At 51.2% G+C, this 19,139-nt stretch carries 17 protein-coding genes; 3 read left to right on the top strand and 14 right to left on the bottom strand.

All coding sequences use genetic code 11. The features are described 5' to 3' along the window. Positions 1-194 precede the first annotated feature (194 nt). Positions 195-689, bottom strand: a complete 495-nt coding sequence (locus tag R50912_RS04335) for a CYTH domain-containing protein (RefSeq protein ID WP_042232689.1) — start codon at positions 687-689, stop codon at positions 195-197. Between the two features lie 94 nt (positions 690-783). After that, positions 784-1,329: a hypothetical protein gene (locus tag R50912_RS04330; protein ID WP_042232688.1), complete on the bottom strand. Its 546-nt coding sequence runs from the start codon at positions 1,327-1,329 to the stop codon at positions 784-786. Between the two features lie 177 nt (positions 1,330-1,506). Between R50912_RS04330 and R50912_RS04325 the strand changes: the two genes are divergently transcribed. Next, on the top strand, positions 1,507-1,788 hold the full coding sequence (locus R50912_RS04325) for a hypothetical protein (protein ID WP_042232686.1): 282 nt from the start codon (positions 1,507-1,509) through the stop codon (positions 1,786-1,788). Between the two features lie 593 nt (positions 1,789-2,381). On the opposite strand, the gene R50912_RS04320 is transcribed toward R50912_RS04325, so the two are convergent. From R50912_RS04320 to R50912_RS04285, 8 genes are all read right to left on the bottom strand, one after another. After that, positions 2,382-4,103 carry an adenine deaminase C-terminal domain-containing protein gene (locus R50912_RS04320; protein ID WP_042232684.1) on the bottom strand — a complete coding sequence of 574 codons (1,722 nt, stop codon included), beginning with the start codon at positions 4,101-4,103 and terminating at the stop codon, positions 2,382-2,384. A gap of 22 nt (positions 4,104-4,125) precedes the next feature. After that, entirely contained in the window at positions 4,126-5,196 is a 1,071-nt protein-coding gene (locus R50912_RS04315; RefSeq protein WP_042232683.1) for an ABC transporter ATP-binding protein, read from the bottom strand. A 30-nt stretch (positions 5,197-5,226) separates the two neighbouring features. Next, positions 5,227-6,015 carry an ABC transporter permease gene (locus R50912_RS04310; RefSeq protein ID WP_039310212.1) on the bottom strand — a complete coding sequence of 263 codons (789 nt, stop codon included), beginning with the start codon at positions 6,013-6,015 and terminating at the stop codon, positions 5,227-5,229. A 4-nt stretch (positions 6,016-6,019) separates the two neighbouring features. Beyond that, positions 6,020-6,838: an ABC transporter permease gene (locus R50912_RS04305; protein WP_042232681.1), complete on the bottom strand. Its 819-nt coding sequence runs from the start codon at positions 6,836-6,838 to the stop codon at positions 6,020-6,022. After that, entirely contained in the window at positions 6,831-7,811 is a 981-nt protein-coding gene (locus R50912_RS04300; RefSeq protein ID WP_042232679.1) for a nucleoside hydrolase, read from the bottom strand. The genes R50912_RS04305 and R50912_RS04300 overlap by 8 nt, the downstream gene beginning before the upstream one ends. Before the next feature lie 2 nt (positions 7,812-7,813). Then, positions 7,814-8,905, bottom strand: coding sequence for an ABC transporter substrate-binding protein (locus R50912_RS04295; protein WP_042232678.1), 1,092 nt, complete (start codon positions 8,903-8,905; stop codon positions 7,814-7,816). A gap of 316 nt (positions 8,906-9,221) precedes the next feature. Next, positions 9,222-9,566, bottom strand: a complete 345-nt coding sequence (locus tag R50912_RS04290) for a hypothetical protein (protein ID WP_039310202.1) — start codon at positions 9,564-9,566, stop codon at positions 9,222-9,224. A gap of 558 nt (positions 9,567-10,124) precedes the next feature. Next, the gene (locus R50912_RS04285; protein WP_042232676.1) at positions 10,125-12,662 is read right to left on the bottom strand and encodes a beta-mannosidase; all 2,538 of its coding nucleotides are present in this window, start codon (positions 12,660-12,662) and stop codon (positions 10,125-10,127) included. A 526-nt stretch (positions 12,663-13,188) separates the two neighbouring features. On the opposite strand from R50912_RS04285, the gene R50912_RS34715 reads away from it, so the two are divergent. Next, positions 13,189-13,341 (top strand): hypothetical protein, encoded by a 153-nt coding sequence (locus R50912_RS34715; RefSeq protein ID WP_156122931.1) that lies wholly within the window; start codon positions 13,189-13,191, stop codon positions 13,339-13,341. Between the two features lie 14 nt (positions 13,342-13,355). After that, entirely contained in the window at positions 13,356-14,093 is a 738-nt protein-coding gene (locus R50912_RS04280) for a spermidine synthase (protein ID WP_042232675.1), read from the top strand. Here the strand turns inward: R50912_RS04280 and R50912_RS33065 are convergent. From R50912_RS33065 to R50912_RS04260, 4 genes are read right to left on the bottom strand one after another with little or no spacing between them, the layout of a single operon-like run. Further along, entirely contained in the window at positions 14,059-15,819 is a 1,761-nt protein-coding gene (locus R50912_RS33065) for a SpoIIE family protein phosphatase (protein ID WP_052415978.1), read from the bottom strand. The genes R50912_RS04280 and R50912_RS33065 overlap by 35 nt on opposite strands. Beyond that, a complete protein-coding gene (locus tag R50912_RS04270) occupies positions 15,816-16,229 on the bottom strand; it encodes an ATP-binding protein (protein WP_042232673.1) in 414 nt (137 codons plus the stop codon). Before R50912_RS04270 ends, R50912_RS33065 begins: the two co-directional genes overlap by 4 nt. After that, positions 16,222-16,566 (bottom strand): STAS domain-containing protein, encoded by a 345-nt coding sequence (locus R50912_RS04265; RefSeq protein WP_042241535.1) that lies wholly within the window; start codon positions 16,564-16,566, stop codon positions 16,222-16,224. The genes R50912_RS04270 and R50912_RS04265 overlap by 8 nt, the downstream gene beginning before the upstream one ends. 3 nt (positions 16,567-16,569) lie before the next feature. Continuing rightward, on the bottom strand, positions 16,570-19,131 hold the full coding sequence (locus R50912_RS04260) for a chemotaxis protein CheW (protein WP_042232672.1): 2,562 nt from the start codon (positions 19,129-19,131) through the stop codon (positions 16,570-16,572). Between the last annotated feature and the right edge of the window lie 8 nt (positions 19,132-19,139).

Here is a 19,139-nt window from a genome sequence, read left to right as displayed (position 1 = left end):
TTTATTTAACCTGCTGATATTAACTGACCCTATAACAATACTCGCCATCATTCTTAAGTTCAGCTTATATGGTGTTTAATTTTACTTTACATAGTAACACGTTTACGCGTTAAAGTCCGTTAATTATTAGCGTTTCTCATAAAATGAAGCCAAGTTTCGCCCGTATCCTATTCACCGCATGATGCCTATGGCCACTATTTGTTCTGCAGCTGCTTCCAGACGGTTTTGTTGCTGTACTTCTTCTCTGTGCTGACATCCTGGCCGAACCATTCCGGGGCGATGAAGCTCTCCGCTTCCTCCAGCGAATCGAATTCAACCTCCAGCACCGTAAGCTCCAGCTGTGTGTAGAGATCAATCTCCACCGTGGTATCGTTCCATTCGCCTGTAATGCGGGTTTTGACCAGTGCTACAGCCTTCACAGCCTCGATCATCTGATTATATAAACCTGCCGAGATGGAATATTCGATCTCCTGGCGGCTGATGCCCTTGCCATCCTTGAACGTATGAGTGTAAGTAACTTCGCCCGTGTCCAGATCGGTAATTTTGCGCACCCGCAGCTCCTGTCCGTCCTCAATAGCCAGATAGGTCTGGTCAATGCTGTGCCGGGTGAGCACCTTCAGCTGCCCTTCTTCAATCAGCCGCTCCGGGTATTCCGGCAGCAGGAATTTGCGTTCAATTTCCATAGCCATGCTGTTTCTCTCCTCTGTGTACGAGCCTAATGTTACATATTATTTATCATCATAGGGGCGGGTCCTACGCAAGTCAACCGGAAGCGGCGGATTCTTACGGAAACAAGCGGTCGATCGACCCGATGTCATAATCGTTGATGATTTTAAAAGATCCGTTGCTGTACTTGTCTCGCCGGGAGGAGTCACCGATCGAGATATACTTGGCGTCATCCACTCTAATCGAGAATCGGTAGTATTTGTTCACATCGATATGAATCCAATAGCTTCTGGTGAAATCATGCGAAGCATAAGAGCTTCTTAACTTCACGCCGGCAAAAGCATTCATGATCCCCGCGATTTCTGCCGGATCGGTCACCGTGACCACGACGTCATCAGCTGTTTCCGGCAAAGACCGGGTAATTTCTATCGAGGTGATATCCTGCAGGCTGATGCGGCTGGACACCCTTGCCTCGAAGGAAGTGAACATCTGTACGATCGTCCCCACATGGTAAACCGCAAGCCCCAATAGAAAAATAATCAGGAAGATCCGGCCCAGCGTGAGCTTCTTCCGTTTTCCCGGCTTCCCCCGCATTCCAGACCCTCCCCGCTCTCCCCGCTGCTCCACATTCTCCGGCCCGTTCAACCGCTCCGTCTCCGTCACCCCGAGCACCTCCTCCGAAATCAAACATTGCTTCCATTATATACAATATAGGTTACACTAAAAACCCCGCTCGCCAGGTATGTATGCTAAAACCCGCTCCTGCCCGGGTGTTCAGGTACAAAACCGTTCGTTGGGCAAAAAAGGGCGAAGTTTAAAGTATGGGTGAGGGCTTGGCCGGTGCTGCGGGAGCGGCGGCTTGGCAGAGGCTTGACGGGAGTTGCGGCTTGCGGGAGCTGGGGCTTAGCGGTGCTTAGCGGGACTTGGCGGGGAATGGGGGGAGTTGCGGCTTGCGGGAGCTGGGGCTTAGCGGTGCTTAGCGGAACGGCGGGGATTGACGGGAGTTGCGGCTTGCGGGAGCTGGGGCTTAGCGGAACTTGGCGGGGAATGGGGGGACGGCGGGATTGGCGGGAGTTGGCGGATTTGGCGGGACTTACTAAGGCTTTGCCACTCCTCGACTAGCAAGAGGACTGAGATTCCGTTATTTGGTCAGATCAGACGAAATCGCTGGCCAATCGGACTGAGATTCCGCTATGTGTCCGCATATGCCACGTTTTAAGCTCGAAGTCACAAGTTAACGGAATCTCAGTCCGCATCCGTCTCAAAACTAGGCTTTTCCAGTAAATAAGGGCTTGTCAGTCCACTTCACTCCACTGGCGATCCCTATATGGCCTACGCCTGGTGAAACCAAAGGTACTTTGCTCCTCATTAACGCCTGTCGCCACTTTCGGCGGATTCAGGGGCACTTTTGCTCCTCATCCCTGCCTGCCGCCCACTTTCGACTATTTCATTTCCCCATCCAGCCTACTTCTTGCGGATTTAGTGGGATTTATCCCTTTCATTCCTCCATCCAGCCCACTTCCGGCAGAATTAGTGGGATTTATCCCTTTCATTCCTCCATCCAGCCCACTTCCGGCGGTGAATACAGAGGTACTGCTAAATAACAAAGAAGGGCATCCCACCGGGACACCCTTCTCTGCCAGCCTTTCCGCCAGCCTATCCGCTAGCTACTCTGCCAACTCTTCAGCCTAATCCCACCGCAATCCCGGCTCCCCTCACTCGTCCCCAAGCGGGAAGAGCAGCGGCACGACCTTGCCGGCTCCGACATCGATCAGGCCGTGGTCCGTAATCTTCAGCGCCGGGCTGACCGGCAGCGAGTGGGTGCTGATGGACATAATCGGGTTGTAGTGATTATAGCCCAGCAATTCCATCGCCGTGCGCAGCGCGAGCACCTGCTCCGCAGTCTCGGCCAGCGGCGCCTCGGTCAGGATGCCGCCGACCGGCAGCGCCAGCAGCGCCAGCACCTCGCCATCGCAGACGACGCAGAAGCCGCCTTGCTCCGCGATGACCGTATTGGCGGCCAGCACCATGTCCGCCGCATTATGTCCGACAACCAGCAGATTGTGGTTGTCGTGCGAATACGTCGTCGCGATCGCGCCGCGCTTGATCGTGTCTCCGCCGATCAGGCCAAAGGCGCGGTTGCCGTTCTTGCCGTACCGCTCGAAGGTCGCGATGAGACCGCAGCCGGTCTCCTCCCACTGCAGCAGGCCGTCCTTCACTCCGGCCTCCACATGCTTCTCCTCGGTAAACGTGGACACGTTGTTGACCATCATCACGCGGGCGCCGTAGCGGCCGTCCGTTAGCGCAGCAGGCACCGTGAAGTCAGCCTCCGCCAGCGGCTCCAGCTGCACACTCTTATAGAAGTGAGCCGGGAACTGCGGCTCACTCATGACCTGTGCCTGCGGGCGCTTGCGGTCAAAGACCTGCAAGCCCCGCTTGTACACCGCCTCAATCGCGAAGCTGTCCAGATCGGACAGCAGGAGGTAATCGGCGGTTTTGTTCGGTGCGATCACGCCGCGGTCATCCAGCTTCATCCTCCGCGCCGGGGTGAACGTAGCCGCATAGACTGCGTCTTCCGGCGTCATGCCCATGGCGATGGCTTTGCGGACCAGATGGTCCAGGTGGCCGGTCTGCACCAGCGAATCGGTCATGACATCATCCGTCACGAAGCAGAAATGCTCACTGACCGGATGACCGATCAGATACTCCACGACTTCAGGTGTCATCGATTTCTCCTGGATCTCGATGAACATCCCGGCCGCGATCCGTGCGGTCAGCCCTTCGATACTCTGATGGGTATGATCGGAATCAATCCCCGCATAGATCAGGCGGTGCAGATCGAGGTCCAGCAGCTTCGGCGTATGCCCTTCAATCACAAGTCCCGGATAGCGGCTGCGGACATGCTGGAGGATACGGTTGCTTTTCCCCTCAGGATCACGGATCACATCCACAAAGTTCATGACCTCGCCCAGGCAGATCATCCGCTGCGTCTCCATCAGCTCGTCGATATCAGAGATCTCAATGGAGCCGCCCGTAGTCTCAAGCGTTGTCGCCGGCACCGAGCTCGGAATCGCATAGAACATGTCCACCTGGCAATCCCGGCTGGCCCGGATCATCTCATGGACGCCCTCTACCCCGAATACATTGGCCATCTCATGCGGCTCAGGAACAATCGTGGTTACCCCGTGCTGCAGAATGCCGTAGGAGAAGGTTTCCGGTGTAATCATTGTGCTCTCGATATGCAGATGGATATCAATGAGCCCGGGCACCAGGTACTGCCCCTTAGCATCAATGGTCTCAGCGGCCACAAACGTCTCTGCGCCAAGAGGACCAACATAGAGAAAGCGTCCTTCCTTCACGGCCACATTCGCCGCCATAAACCTTTTATAGTAACTGTTGTAGACCTTAGCGTTCAGTATAAGTTGATCTGTATTCATCGTGTATGCTCCTTATGACGCGCTACTGCACCAGCACCAGCTTCTCTTTTGGAAAATAAACCGTGACCTGCTGTCCCTGAATGAACGGCTGCTCCATCTCCTGATTGACCGTGAATACCCCAAGCTCCGTCTCTACCTGATACTGGTAGCTGCGGCCGAGGTACGTGCTGACCTGAACCTTGCCGGTCAAAGCATTCCCCTCCATGCCTGTGCCCGTATCCGCCACGCCGCCAAGCAGCTGCAGATCGTCGGGCCGAATCGCTCCGAGCAGTCCGGTATTCCCCTCGCCGCCCGGCCGCTTAGCCGCCTGGAACTTCAGCTCACCCCTGCTCAGCTCTATATCCGAACCTTCATCATTCCGGCCGTCAAAAGCAATAAAATTCCCGAACCCGATAAAGCGGGCTACGAATTCACTGGCCGGATATTTGAAGATATTCGCCGGATGGTCCAGCTGCTCGATCTTCCCGTTATTCATAACAGCGACCTGATCGGAGATGGAGAAGCATTCCTCCTGGTCATGGGAGACGTAGACGGTGGTGATGCCCAGCTCCTGCTGGATACGGCGGATCTCCACCCGCATGTTGACCCGCAGATTGGCATCGAGATTGCTCAGCGGCTCATCGAACAGCAGCAGATCCGGCTCGATGACGAGCGCCCGGGCAATCGCTACCCGCTGGCGCTGACCGCCGGACAGGGCACCCGGCAGTCTTTTCTCAAAACCGCCCAGACTGACCGTCTCCAGCATCCGGTTCACCCGCTTTTTGACCTCCGCTTCCTTCAGCTTGCGCAGCCGCAGGCCGAACGCCACATTGTCATAGACCGATAGATGCGGGAACAGCGCATAGCTCTGGAACACGAAGCCGAAATTCCTTTTCTCCACCGGAACCTTGGTGTAATCCTTGCCGGAGAACATGAAGTTCCCCGCCTCAGCATTCAGGAATCCGGCGATCAGCCGCAGGGTTGTTGTTTTGCCGCAGCCGCTGGGTCCGAGCAGGGAGAGCAGCTGGCCCTTTTGCAGCGACAGGTTGAAATCCTCTAAGATCAAACGGTTGTCATAAGCAACCGATACATGTTCAAGACTGAGTAGTGACATTGCTCTAGGCCCCCATTATCATTGAATAGGTTATCGTTTGGTGAAATAGGCGAAGCCCATCAGCCGCTCGATGATGAACATCAGTGCTGCCGTGAGCACCATCAGAATGACCGAAATCGCGGCAATCGTGGGATCGAAGTAATTTTGCACATAGGTCAGCATTTGAATCGGCAGGGTACTGATACCCGGCCCCGTCATGAACACGGAGATATCCACATTGTTGAACGACTCCAGGAAAGCGATCAGAATCGCCGCCAGAATTCCTGAGCGGATATTGGGCAGCACGACTTTGAAGAAAGTGTATACTCGGGTCGCCCCCAGGCTCTGCGCCGCCTCTTCCACCGCGAAATCGAAATTCTCCAGACTCGAAGCAATCACCCGGATAATAAAAGGCAGCATAATCACCGTATGTCCGATCAGCAGCCCCGCCACAATCGGCAGATTGTACACCACAATCAGATAACGCAGCAGCGTGAAGCCCAGCACAATCCCGGGAATCAGCACCGGCGACAGGAAGACCGCATTCAGCGTGTCCCGCCCGCGGAACCGGTAACGGCTCAGTGCGTAAGCCGCAGGCACACCCAGCAGGAGCGCCAGCAGATTGCCGAGCAGCGAGATGACAATGGAAGTCCTGAAGGTCTCCATAAAGGCGCTGACCTCAAAGATGTTCTTATACCACTTCAGCGAAAAGCCCTCCGGGGGGAATTTCAGGACCGTGCCCGGCTCAAAGGAAGTAATAGAGATGATCACGAGCGGACCCAGAAGAAAAATAAAGACCAGCAGCGTGTACAGGGACAGCATGCGGTTGCCTTCCTTCATATTCTCACCCCTTCGGATTCAAGCGGTTAGCCCAGGCATTCATCAGCCCGACCACCACAAATGTAATAACGATCATAATTACCGCGATCACCGAAGCAGCCTGCCAGTCATTCAGCGTCATCGCGTTCTGATACAGAAAGGTGGAGACCACCCGTTCCTTACCGCCGAGCAGCGCCGGCGTAGTATAAGCCGTGAGGCTGCCGACGAAGACCAGAATGCCGCCGATGATCAGCCCCGGCACGGTCAGCGGGAAGGTGATTTTGCGGAACGCGGCAAACGGGGAAGCTCCAAGACTGCGCGCCGCCCGGACCAGCTCATGGTCCAGATTCTCCATTACGCCCAGCAGCGTAATAATAATCAGCGGCAGGAACAGATGCACCAGCCCAATCATCATCGCGGTCGGTGTATACAGAATGTCGAGCGGCTTCGCGGTCAATCCCGTGTTCACCAGGAACGAGTTGATCAGCCCTTTTTTGCCGAGAATAATCATCCAGCTGAACGAACGCACAACGGGACTGGTCAGCAGCGGAAAAATCGACAGCGCAAGCAGAAGGCTCTTCTTACGCGCGCTGGCCCGCGAGATATAATAAGCCGCCGGATACCCGAGCACCATGCAGACCAGCGTAGTCACCACACTTACCCGTAGCGTAGTCAGCAGGATGCGGTTAAAGTACCCGTCGCGAAAAAAATACAAATACCCTTCCAGCGTCAGCTTGCCGTCCTGCACAAAGGTGGAGGCTATGGTCAGCGTGATTGGGACCAGCATGAAGACCGCCAGGAATAAGAGGCCCGGCAGCAGGAGAAGCAGCACTCTTTTATTCATTCTCATGACTCCCGTCCTTCTTCGGCTCTTGATTTAAGCTATTCAGGCTATTAATGAAGTACTCCAGAAAAGCCGGCGCGTCCACCTCAAGACAGACCCCGGCGTTGGCCGGCTTGTTCAGCCTGTTCTGGAAATCGCAGACCGTCTGCCCATCGCATAGCTCGCTGCGGGTTTCCACGTCCACATAATACTTCTGCACGGTAACAAACCCCCGGTTCAGCGCCACACCCACCGCCAGCGGATCATGCAGCGCACAGGCCTGCACCCCGTTGCGTTCAAAATAACGCGTACGGTAGTCCGCCGTACTCTGCTCCACATATTCGCGAACCGCCGGAATGCGCAGCTTCGCGATATCCTCCGCGCTAAGCAGCGCCCGGCGGGTTACATCCAGCCCGACCAGCGTCAGCTGCGGGAAGCCCGCAGCCAGCACCAGCTTGCCCGCCTCCGGATCGACGTACATGTTGTATTCCGCAGTCGGCGTAATATTGCCGAAGCCCTGCACCACACCGCCCATCACAATCACCTCGGCGGCATGCTGCGTAAGCTCCGGGCATTTGTGCAGCGCACGCGCCAGATTGGTCAGCGGCGCGGTCATAATCAGCGTGACCTCACCGGAATGTGCCAGCACCTGGCGGATGATGAAGTCCTCCGCCCGCTCTGCTTCCCCCTGCTTCGTTACCGTCATATCGCGCAGTGCACCGCCGATGCCATCAGAGCCGTGTACACGGTGTTCGAACACCGTATCACGGATTAGCGGCTTGTCCGCTCCGCGGAAGACCGGAATCTGCCCGGACACGCCGAGCAGCTCCAGAATTTTGCAGGTATTCAGGGTCGCCTGATCCAGCGAGACATTGCCGCTGACCGTGGTAATTCCCAGGATGTCGAGCTGTCCGCTCGTGACGGCCAGCATAATTGCCAGCGCGTCATCCACCCCTGTGTCTACATCGAGAATGACTTTTTTACGCCCTGTCATCCTTAGCCGCCAATCTCACGGTTGAAGCGGTCTGTCCACACGGAGATATGCTCGTTCACGAAGGACATGTCCAGCTTGCGCAGCTTGCTGATTACCTCTGCACCGTACGTTACGCCTACTGCTTCTTCATCCGTCAGCACAACTTCTGTGTTTACCGGGGAATCGACTTTGGCTTTGGCCGATTTCTCCTGCACTTCCTGGCTCAGCTGCCAGTTGATGAACTCTTCAGCAAGCTCCTTGTTGTCACTGCCTTTGACCACGTTGAGCGTATTCATTACGGCATAAGCACCTTCAGACGGTGCTACGAACTTGGCATCCGGCACGGCTGCCTGGAGATCCTTGAAGTACATTTCCATAATCGGACCGCCGGCAATTTCCTCCTGGCCGAACATATTTACATACTCCGAAGTCTGGGAGTAATATTTGACCACATTGCTGTCCAGCTCCTTCAGCTTCGTGAAGGCTCCGTCTTCATTGAACTCGGTACCGCCCGACACGAGCGATGCCGCATCCACAATCATTGGACCCGCTGTGGCAGTAATCGCCGGCAGCGCCAGGTTCTTGTCGAACTTACTCCACATATCTGCCCATGAACCGACTTCTCCTTCAACAAGTGCCGGGTTATAGGCAATTCCCAGCCGGCCAACGGTATATGCCGGACCATATTCTTCACCGAGCGGCGCTTTGGCGATATCATAGATCTTATCGATGTTTGGAATATTGCTGCGGTCAATCGTTTCGAACAGTCCCTCATTGATAGCCTGCTGCGCATAATAATCAGACAGGTAGACTACATCCACATCGGAGCTGCCCTGGCGGATTTTGTTCAGACGCTCGGCGTTGTTGCCGATCTCGACGACGATTTTGACATTATGCTCTTGCTCAAACGGAGCGTAGACGGCTTCCTTGAAGAAGTCCTCCGAGAATCCCCAGGTAGAGACCACTAATTCCGTTGGCGCACCCGCAGATGTTGCTTCCGGTGTAGCTGCATTGTCCGTACCGGCGCCGTTTGTCGCAGCGGTATTGTTGCTGCCGCAAGCGGCAAGCAGAGAAGTCAAAGCAAGAGCAAGGCCTGTAGTCATTAATTTATTCATTAGTAAATAACCTCCCAAATGTAATTAATATATGCGGTACAATTCCAGCGGTCATCCTATACATACGGCATGTTCTGTCAGTCTTCCATTAAGCAATCGGCAGCAGACAACGGATCAGCAGCACCTCCTGTTGGTAATAAAAACTTGGTTTTCCTTATTTTTTCACAAAAAAAAGAAAAGCATTCTTGTAGGAACAAGAACACCTTTCTTTGTATAAACAAAGGAAAGAGCTACCCCGTTATAGAAGGACGGTCTTCGCTTAAGATAGATCAAAAGCAAAAATCCGTGATATTCAGAATTCAATGACTGAAATGCTTCATTCCCCGGCCAATATCATATTGGTAAAAGCCCATCCGGTTGGTGCATCATAGTCCCTCAGCAGAACCTCAATCGTTAAGCCCATCTCTGCTTCAAGCCGTTCTTTGAATCTCTTCTTAAACAGCAGCGACATCCGGAAGTCCACTTCCTGCTTAAGCTCCGGCGCCTCCCCTTCCAGGGCGGTCGACCGTGGAGACCTGCGGTGCTTGGCGTGAAAGGTAATGACCCGCTGATCGACAGTAACGCGGAGCAGGGTCGTCCCGAAGCCAAACAATTCCTTGGAGATCTCATTGTAGATCTGGCACATCTTCTTCTTCTGCTCGCTGTTTTCCAGTTCTGCCATGAAACCACCTTCAAAAACAGAATATCGTACATTCACATCGATAATAATTGCTATTATACATAATTCTAGCTTTTCCGGCAAGAAAAAAGCTGAATATAACATGAAAGTGACGCCAAACCCGAACGATGCAGCTCATAGTTATATAGCTTGTCAATCTATGAGCGGATGATTAGCCCATTTCTGCCCCGGCTTCCGTGAAATGAAGTTAAGCCTGTTTACAGTTAACCTGTTTAATTCTAGATCTTTACTAGACAAGTCCAAGCGGACTGGAGAGCCGTTATTTCGCTGAAAATACCACTTTTTCCTTCCACGCGGACTCAAAAGCCCCTATTGCACCGCTTCATCGTCCAAATGGCCTCCTGAGCGGGAATTAAGGTCTCCTGAGTCCGCAAGCGTGGAAATAATGCTTTATTTCAGACAATAAGGTCTTGTCAGTCCGCAAGCCTGCCCGCTTTCCTCGTAAAAACGGATTCCGCCCATCAAGGGACGAAATCCGTTTCAGCGGGAAATAGAAGGATGCACGATAGCGAATCATTCTAATCGCAACTAATTCTTACTTTAGATATAGTCCGCCATCGAGCGGACCACCAGCCCCGTCGGGGCCGCCGGCGTGAAGTCAGACTCCGCACCGCCGCTAAGCGCAAACTCTACCGTCTTCGGCTCGCCCGGAAGCAGATCGAAGAAGTTGTCGGAGAAGATGCCCTCTTCTTCTACGGTCAGATGCACGCCTCTCGCCAGCACATCGCTGCTGAGCGTGAAGCTCTTCCCGGCGCTGCCTGGAACTTCCGTCACCGTAATCACCGGCTTGCTAAGCGGGATATCCTTGGCTGCCGCGAAGTAATGCTCCCCACGCTCCAGCACCTGTCCGCCTTCCAGCAGGGAAGCCGTCAGCAGCACTTGAGCCGGCTCGCGGCCTGCCAGCAGTTCAGCAACCGGCAGCGTGAAGACCACCGCTGCCGAATCCGCAGCCACAGTTACCGGCTGCGACCATTCCCGCAGCAGCGCGCCGCTGAAGTCCTGAAGACGGATCACCAGCTCACCGTCCAGCGCCTGGCGCCGGTCGGAGACAGCGTGGATATTTAAGGTTTCTCCGTCTGTGCCGTCAATGGACAGCAGTATATCCTTGAAGGATTTGCGCACAGTATATTGCAGTGCCTTCCAGCGCCCGTAATAATCCATACCCGCCCAGGAAGCTACCGGCCAGCAGTCATTCATCTGCCAGTACAGCGTGCCCATGCAGTAAGGCTTGTTCCGGCGGTGACTCTCAATCGCGATGCGGATCGCTTCTGCCTGAAGCACCTGGCTCATGTACAGGAACCCTCTGAAATCTTTAGGCTGCGGCAGGTACATATCCATGTATTCTTTGATCAGCTGATTGCCCCGTCCGTTCTTTTGATGGGCCAGCATCACCTTCGACTCCAGCTCCATATCCGCTTCTTCTGCATAGCTGAGCACCGACCTCAGCTCCGGGAAGGACTGGAAGCCATATTCACTCATGAAGCGGCCAACCTTAAGGTTATAGTTCTCAAATGGCTCGATTCCGTGCCATACTCCCCAGTAGTGAATATCGCCTTCGCCCATAATCCGCGTAGCATGCTGATCCTGACCGCGGGTAAGCTCACGCAGCGGTGAGGAAGGCCAGTAATCCACACCCGGATGATTGGCAGCAACAGCGTCAGGCAGAATCTTGTGGAAGATTTCTTCATACGCGGCCCACAAGGTCTGGCGGATTTCAGCACTCAGCTTCTCCTTCCAGCCCCAGCCCATATTCTCCTCGAATTGCGACCAGGCCGAATCAATCTCATTGTTCCCGCACCATACAGCAATAGAAGGGTGATTCCGCAATCTGCGGACATTATATACCGCTTCCTCGCGGATATTGTTCAGGAACGGCTCATCTCCCGGGTACATGCTGCAGGCGAACATGAAGTCCTGCCAGACCAGCAGCCCGTACTCATCACACAGCCGGTAGAACGCCTCCTCTTCATAGAATCCGCCGCCCCACACACGCAGCATATTCATATTGGATTCCACCGCCGTAGCAATCTCATGGCGGTAACGTTCCTCCGTAACCTCAGTTATGAAGCTATCATTTGGAATATGATTCGACCCTTTAGCGAAGACCGGTACACCATTCAGCTCAAAACGGAATGAAGCCCCATGCTCATCCGGTGTACGGACCAGCTTAATTTCCCGCAGCCCTGTCGTAACTTCCGACACGGCCACCGCTTCCTCTCCCTGCAGCAGCTCTGCACGGAAATTGTACAACTCAGGTAGACCCAGCCCGTTACACCACCACAGGCGCGGCGTATCGATGACGAGCTCCAGCTCCACCACCTGATTGCCCGGAACCAGCGAAGCTGCCTTCATCCATTCGTGCCCTTCGGCTGTTACCCGCAGCAGGCCGCTCCAAGCTTCCGGAGCATCCACTTCAACTACAGCCGTCAGCCGCGCATCCTTCGGACTCACCGCATTCTGGCGGATGTACAGATCCTTAATTACCGCAATGTCCCGGCCCCACAGCACGGCTTCACGCCAGATGCCGCTGGTCAGGAATCTTGGGCCCCAGTCCCATCCATAGTGGTACGGCGCTTTGCGGGCAAACACACTGATCCGCTGCTCCTGAAGCCCACCGAGCTCGGACTGGTCATTCGGTGCAGGCAGATCATAGCCCAGCTGGGCCAGCTTCGGCAGATCCTCGGTCACTACAGAGCGGAATACGATGCGGATCTCATTCTCTCCAGCCTGCAGAAGCCCCTTCACATTCACAGTCCAAGAACGGAACATATTATCTGCAGACAGGGCATGCACATTGTTCACATACACATCTGCATACGTATCCAGTCCGGCGAATACCAGCTCCGTAACCGCCAGTGTCTGCCATTTCTCTTCTAATGTAAGTGCGGTTCTATATTCCCAGTTCTTCTTGTCGATCCATTGCAGGTCATGCTCATTGGTTCCATAGAAGGGCTGATCTATCACTCCATTCCGGAGCAGATCCGTATGTACCGTTCCCGGTACGACCGCCGGAAGCCAGGCTTCATCTCCGCAGGCTCTAAATTCCCAGTTCGTCAGGTTGATGTGCAGTTGTTTCATAAGTCCTCCTCAAAGTTTTGATAGCATATTCTTCTCCAATCCACTTCGCATAACTCGCTTCGGAAGCATACGCTTTAATTTTTTCCAGCATTCGCTTCCATCATTTTATTTTGTTATTTTATTGTTAGCAATAACTTAATTATAACCTTATAAATAGAACAAATAAAGACAATAAATAATAAATGAATACACTTCTTATCGGATATTTCAGCGCTATAATAGTCGCGGAAACGTTAACAATAAACAAAAAGAGAACTACATAATAAGCAATATGTTATTTTCGTTATCTTTTGTTATCCTTATAATCTTCAATTCATCCCTAACAGTCCCTGTGACTGCTGAATATCCCCATCCCAGCCGCTGCATTATGTTACTATTGAAGAGCTTGACCGTAAGGAAGTGCAGGAATTCGAGTCGGTCTACTGTGACGGATTAACTATGGTGCTGGAGGAACAGCTGGAGACCCGTTTGGCTTTTTCCGATATGGAAGAGCTGTTATCTTCCTCCTTAGCTTCTGCCCTAAGCAGTGGTCAAGCTGCTGCTGAAGAATGCCCCAGACCCCAAAATCCATGAAATCGGCACCGATGTCAGCTATCCCGCCCCCGCCTATTTCAATAAATTGTTCAAGAAGGTTGTCGGTGTCACGCCGAATGAATATGAACGAATCTCATCTGTGTAAGGAGTCTGATCCGCTTGCATCCACTATTCCATTCGACAACAGATCATCAGGAAATCCAGGTATATGATACGACAGAACTATATGGCGAGAAAGGACGCTTCCGAGTGCTGCAGTTCTCAGGCGAGGCGATTCAAGGTGCGCTTGACCTTACGCATCCGCGTCGTATCGTCTTTGAATATCCGCGGGCGATCATCCATCTGATGGAGTGCAATGAACCGTTTTTCGAGGATGTATTTGTCATCGGGCACGGGATCGGAACGATTGCCGGGTACTATGCGGAGAAGCGATTCACAATCGCTGAGGTGAATCCTGAGGTAGTTGAACTGAGTAGACAATACTTCGGCTATACCGGAAATAATGTGCGGGTTGGAGACGGACGCACCCTGCTGGAGAGCGAGCAGGATCATACCTATGATTACATCATTCTGGATGCGTTCACCTCCGAAGGAACTCCGCAGCATTTAATCTCCAGCGGGTTCTTCAGCCTTACCCGCCAGAAGCTACAGCGCCGCGGTTCTGTAATCATGAACCTGATGGGCCGCAGCGACAACAACCGGCTGATGGACGCCATTCATACTACGCTTGGCGAACAGTTCGCCTATATCAAGGCTTTTGCCCTGCCCTCCGAAGGCCACTCTGACATCCGCAACATCCTTCTGATGGCCAGTGACAAGCCCATCCGCTATCAAGCCCGCCAGATGGCTGGTTTTGTTGAAATTACGCTTGGGCAAGGGCATGTGATCCTGGATTAGATCCTGTTTCACTGCCAATCTCCATGTAAATCAGGCAGACATCATCCAGTTCATCCGATCCGGCGAGACTGCTATCATTACCGGATACAAGCAGCTTGTCCAGTACTCCGGCAATCGGCTCCGATATCGTTTGTTTCATTTCATTTATGATCAGATTAATCTGTTCCTTCAGCATCTGGCCGGGTCTCTCGATTAGGCCGTCAGTATACAGAAGGATTCTGGACTTACCTGTATATTGAATCGTTTGTTTCTTCACATTCAAGCGGGGAATAAGTCCAATAGGAAGACAGGATGATTTCAAATGGAATACTTGCCCGCTGCTGTCGATTAGCAAACCGCTGGGATGACCCGCGTTGATATATTCAATGGAACTAGTCTCTGTGTCCACGATCAAATATATGGCTGTGAAATAGAAATTGGCAGCTGTCATTGACTCACTAAACAGCTTATTCATATGATTGTTCAAATCTTCAATTACTTCTTCCGGGCTCGTACTGGTTTGAATGATCCCTCTGAGCAGTGAACGTATAGACATACAAATGAGTGCCGAAGATACCCCATGACCCATTACATCCATAATCAGAATGCCGTAACGGTGTTCAGTTATCCGGTACCAGGCATACATATCGCCCCCCAGGTTCTGTGAAGGAACGTATCTGGCATCAATGGCAAATGATTGTGTATAGATCGGCTGACTAAGAACGCTTTTTTGTACCTGTCTGGCCAAGTCCAGATCAATTCGAATACTTTGCTCAATCAACTTCTTATGGGTAATATCCAATATAACTCCATTCATAATAACCGAATCATTTTTTGTAGCATAAAAAGGAAATAGCCGGCTTTCAACCCAGCGGGTTTCCCCGCTTGAATGGACAATGCGATATTCCAGATTCTTTTGAAAGGTTTCCCCGGCGGCGGCGGCGGCTATTCTGGCACCGACCATATCCTTGTCCTTCTCATAGACCTGCGCCGACCATAAATAGGGATACTGATAATACTCCTCCGGAGTATAACCGAAGACCTTTTCACTTGCTGGTGAGATGGTCAGTAATTTATCCTGAGTCACATCATAGGACCATAAAATAATATCAATACTTCTCATAATATTATTCAGCTGGGTCTGTACTACCCCCAGCTTTTCCTGCATTCTTTCAAATTCTGTAATATCCTTGGCAAAACCGATAACTCCCTGAATTTCTCCGTCGGCCATGAGAGCAACACTGGATAAATCAAAGATGTGTGTCTCTCCGCTCTTATTAATCAACTGCAATTTTCGTGAAGTTGAAAGAATACTACCGTTCGTGATGTTCTGAAAGGTCTGCTGAATTAACGGTACATCCTCCGGTAGAAATAAATGGATAAACGGGGTGTTCTTGATTTCCGCCTCTGAATATCCGAGATTATTAAGAAGATTAGGACTTACACTGATGATTGAACCCTTTAGATCCACTACGTATATTCCTGCATTGTTGTACAGAAATAACGATTCATACCGCTGCTCACTGTCCCTCAGTTTCTTTGTACTCCTATCATACTGGCTATGTAAGATAATCAGTGAGGTAAGAATAAAAAATTGGGTCACAAGGCTGACCCTAAATTCATAACTGAACACTTTATCAACGAAAAAAAAATTATACAAATTCAAAATAACTATTATGACTAGAATAAGAAAAAATCTGTTTTTGACAGACCATTCTCTCAACCGGTATAACCATCTGTTGTTCATGTCACTCTCCTTTTCTTACACATGTAGAGTGTCACATAGGCACCTTCGGAGATCAATCTTACATCATCCATAATGCCATGAATGAGCATCAATCCCCTGCCATGCAGTCCGACCGGGAAGACCTCTCCATTATGCAATTCAAAGGATGGGCCATTTTGACAAACCTTAATCTCCATGATGTCCGATTCAACCAGCCAGGAAATTCTGAATCTGCATATATCTGAAGAACTCCCATGCTCAAATGCATTCGTGCAGGCCTCTTCGGTTACCAGCTGAAGCAGGATCGACTCATGCTCAGAAAATCCTGAGATTTGAGCAATTTTCCTGGTAATATCTATGGCAAGGGCTATATCATTACGTCTATAAATAACCAGAATTTGACCATATGTTCTTCCTGAGACGCTATTCATTCCGTACACCATTTAAATAATCATAAGCGTCATTAAGGTCCGCGAATATCTTCATGAGTGTACTGAAATGTACAATTTCAAATATTTCACCCACGGTGGATTGTACACCCGCAATAACGAGTTCCTTGCCCATACGTCCTGCGGTCAGCACAGCATCTGCTATTACACCTAGTCCAGCGCTGTTCAGGTAGGATACATCAGTGAGCTCAAGGATAAGCCCGGCAGAGTCACCTTCTATAAGCTTCAGAATCGTCACGCGGAACTCATCGACATTCTTTAAGGTCACGTCTTTATTCCACTTCAGCAGTTGTATCTTTCCCTGTAAAGAATTCTCCATCAATCATCCCACCTCTTTTCTTTTAGGTTCCAGATTGATCAGCTTTTCTAAATTCAATAAATGAATGAACTGCTGATCATTTTTATAAATGCCCTCCAGCATTTCGGATTTCCGCAGTACGTGATCCGGTGTCTCATCCAGATGTGCTTTGGGAAGCGGTCGAACCTCTGATACTTCATCCACCAGGAGCCCCACCTCATGCCCAGATACTTCACAGATCAATATTCGAGAGCTCGAAGATCGGTCGTGTGTGCTCATACCTAACCGGAGTCGTATATCATATACCGGAAATAACAATCCGCGTAAATTAATCATTCCCAGGACATGGGAGGAAGCTGAAGCAAGCGGATGAATCTCCGGTACCGGTACAATTTCTTTCATCTTCCTGATTGGAATGGCAAAATGCATTTCCGACAGCCTGAAGGTTACATATTTCCCGTTTTCCTCATCCAGCTTTGCGCCTTCAGCGGCTTCAGACAGCAGAATGGATTCATAGGAAGAACCTGCTTCACGAGCAATAGAGCCTACATCCAGGATGTGCGCTACATGACCGTCTCCAAGAATAGTCGAACCGGCGATATAAGACACATTGCCGATATAATTACCCAGTGATTTGATTACAATCTCCTGATTTCCAATCGTTTGGTCAACGATCAGACAGACTCGTTTATCTGCCAATCCGACAATGACAACGAACAAGCGGTCTTGGGCGGCATCCTGCGCCTCCTCTACCTGCAGCCTGCTGTGCAGGCGGACAAGCGGAAGCACCTGATTGCGGAATTTACATACTTCTTTCCCTTGTACCGTAAGAATATCAGATGTTTTCAGCCTAAAAATTTCAATAACATTTACTAACGGGACTGCAAAAGTGCTAGTCCCCAGCTTAATGAGCAAGGAGCGGATAATCGCAAGGGTCAAGGGAACCTTTATCGTAACTACGGTTCCTTCATTCGGTGTCGTTTCAATATCAATGACGCCATTCAATTTCTCAATATGCGATTTCACAATATCCATTCCAACCCCGCGGCCGGACAGATCTGAAACTTGCTGTGCTGTCGATACACCTGAACGGAATATAAGAAGAACCAGCTCCTTTTCGCTCATGTGGGCAACCTCTTCAGCTGAAGCAAATCCTTTGCGGACCGCCATTTCCTTTACTTTATGGGCATCAATCCCCCTGCCGTCATCAGCGATAGTAATCACGATCATATTCCCTTGATGACTTGCCCGGAGTACTATGGTACCTTTGCGTGGTTTCCCCATGGCGGCACGTTCTTCCGGAGCCTCCAGTCCATGATCAGCGGAATTCCGCAGAATATGTATGAGCGGGTCACTTATCACCTCAATGAGGGTGCGGTCCAGCTCAGTCTCTTTGCCTTCAATGACGAGTTCAATACTTTTACCCGACTTTTGCGCCAGATCACGAATCATCCGCGGAAATCGGCCGAATAAATGCTCTATCGGCAGCATCCGCGTTTTCATCATGCCTTCCTGAAGATCAGAAATAACCATGTTCAAATGATTGGCAATGTCATTCAGTACATTGATATCGCTATTATTTTTGAGCTGCTCGCCTAATTTGACGCTAATGCTGTGCAGCCTTGTATTATCAATGATCAATTCACCTACCAGATTGAGCAGACCCTCCAGACGTTCTACGTCTACACGAACCGTTTGCGCCACCTGTAACTTAGTTTCAGGTACCCCTGTTATTTCCTTTGCTTTAAGTGTACCCTTTTGGTGATCTTTATCCTTTTCGACTCGGGGCACAACTTTCCCTTCTACAAAAGTATTGAGATTCAGATTTGTAATATATTCCACATGCACAGAGTCTATTTGGGAGATTTGCTTCAGACTGGCCATAATGTCTTGCTGCATTTGTCTGGTAATCAGTATATAAACGATGGCTCCGGCAAACATTTCATCCTTTTCAATCATCTCCAGCTCAGGGAAGCAGACAGCAATTTCCCCCTGCTCCATCAGATTGATTTCCGCGAGCTTGGCGCGAACATATTTCATCGATTCTTCTTCAGCCAACTGCACATGAATCGCCATTACCTCTGAACCGCTATCCAGGGCTTCCTGTATTTGTTTCCTGTGGACATCATTAAACACAATATGCAGGGCAGGTGAGGGTGGGCGTGCCTCGGGTTCACGTGTCGCGGCTCCAACTGCAGCCGAAACCCTGACTTCTTCCAACCGGCTCATCAGGTCTGAAGTATCTCCTTCCTCCATCACCCCACCCAGGATGGAATGGCGCAGCTGCTTAATGAAGTCTATACAGTCAAACAGGATATTCAGTAATTCAGGAGATACCTCCAGCTGCCCGCCACGGATCAGATCAAACACACTTTCCATCTGATGCGTCAACCCGTTAAGCTGCTTAAATCCCATTACTGCCGAAGATCCTTTTAAGGTATGTGCCGCCCTGAATATTTTTTGGATGATGGTATCCTGACAGCCTGAACTTTCCAGCACTAATAAGGATTCATCCAAGTATTGTAGCTGCTCGTGCATTTCATCCAGAAATACTCCCAAGTATGCGGAATTATGATACTCATTCATCTTCTAAG

Source organism: Paenibacillus sp. FSL R5-0912 (assembly GCF_000758605.1).
GTDB lineage: Bacteria > Bacillota > Bacilli > Paenibacillales > Paenibacillaceae > Paenibacillus_AQ.
This window is presented reverse-complemented; position numbering and strand designations above follow the sequence as displayed.

What these genes read in the sequence shown, in the direction of transcription:
- R50912_RS04315 (WP_042232683.1), bottom strand. Translation starts at nt 5,196, where the DNA reads ATGTCACTACTCAGTCTTGAACATGTATCGGTTGCTTATGACAACCGT.
- R50912_RS04335 (WP_042232689.1), bottom strand. Translation starts at nt 689, where the DNA reads ATGGCTATGGAAATTGAACGCAAATTCCTGCTGCCGGAATACCCGGAG.
- R50912_RS33065 (WP_052415978.1), bottom strand. Translation starts at nt 15,819, where the DNA reads ATGAACAACAGATGGTTATACCGGTTGAGAGAATGGTCTGTCAAAAAC.
- R50912_RS04320 (WP_042232684.1), bottom strand. Translation starts at nt 4,103, where the DNA reads ATGAATACAGATCAACTTATACTGAACGCTAAGGTCTACAACAGTTAC.
- R50912_RS04285 (WP_042232676.1), bottom strand. Translation starts at nt 12,662, where the DNA reads ATGAAACAACTGCACATCAACCTGACGAACTGGGAATTTAGAGCCTGC.
- R50912_RS04290 (WP_039310202.1), bottom strand. Translation starts at nt 9,566, where the DNA reads ATGGCAGAACTGGAAAACAGCGAGCAGAAGAAGAAGATGTGCCAGATC.
- R50912_RS04310 (WP_039310212.1), bottom strand. Translation starts at nt 6,015, where the DNA reads ATGAAGGAAGGCAACCGCATGCTGTCCCTGTACACGCTGCTGGTCTTT.
- R50912_RS04300 (WP_042232679.1), bottom strand. Translation starts at nt 7,811, where the DNA reads ATGACAGGGCGTAAAAAAGTCATTCTCGATGTAGACACAGGGGTGGAT.
- R50912_RS04265 (WP_042241535.1), bottom strand. Translation starts at nt 16,566, where the DNA reads ATGGAGAATTCTTTACAGGGAAAGATACAACTGCTGAAGTGGAATAAA.
- R50912_RS04295 (WP_042232678.1), bottom strand. Translation starts at nt 8,905, where the DNA reads ATGAATAAATTAATGACTACAGGCCTTGCTCTTGCTTTGACTTCTCTG.
- R50912_RS04270 (WP_042232673.1), bottom strand. Translation starts at nt 16,229, where the DNA reads ATGAATAGCGTCTCAGGAAGAACATATGGTCAAATTCTGGTTATTTAT.
- R50912_RS04260 (WP_042232672.1), bottom strand. Translation starts at nt 19,131, where the DNA reads ATGAATGAGTATCATAATTCCGCATACTTGGGAGTATTTCTGGATGAA.
- R50912_RS04305 (WP_042232681.1), bottom strand. Translation starts at nt 6,838, where the DNA reads ATGAATAAAAGAGTGCTGCTTCTCCTGCTGCCGGGCCTCTTATTCCTG.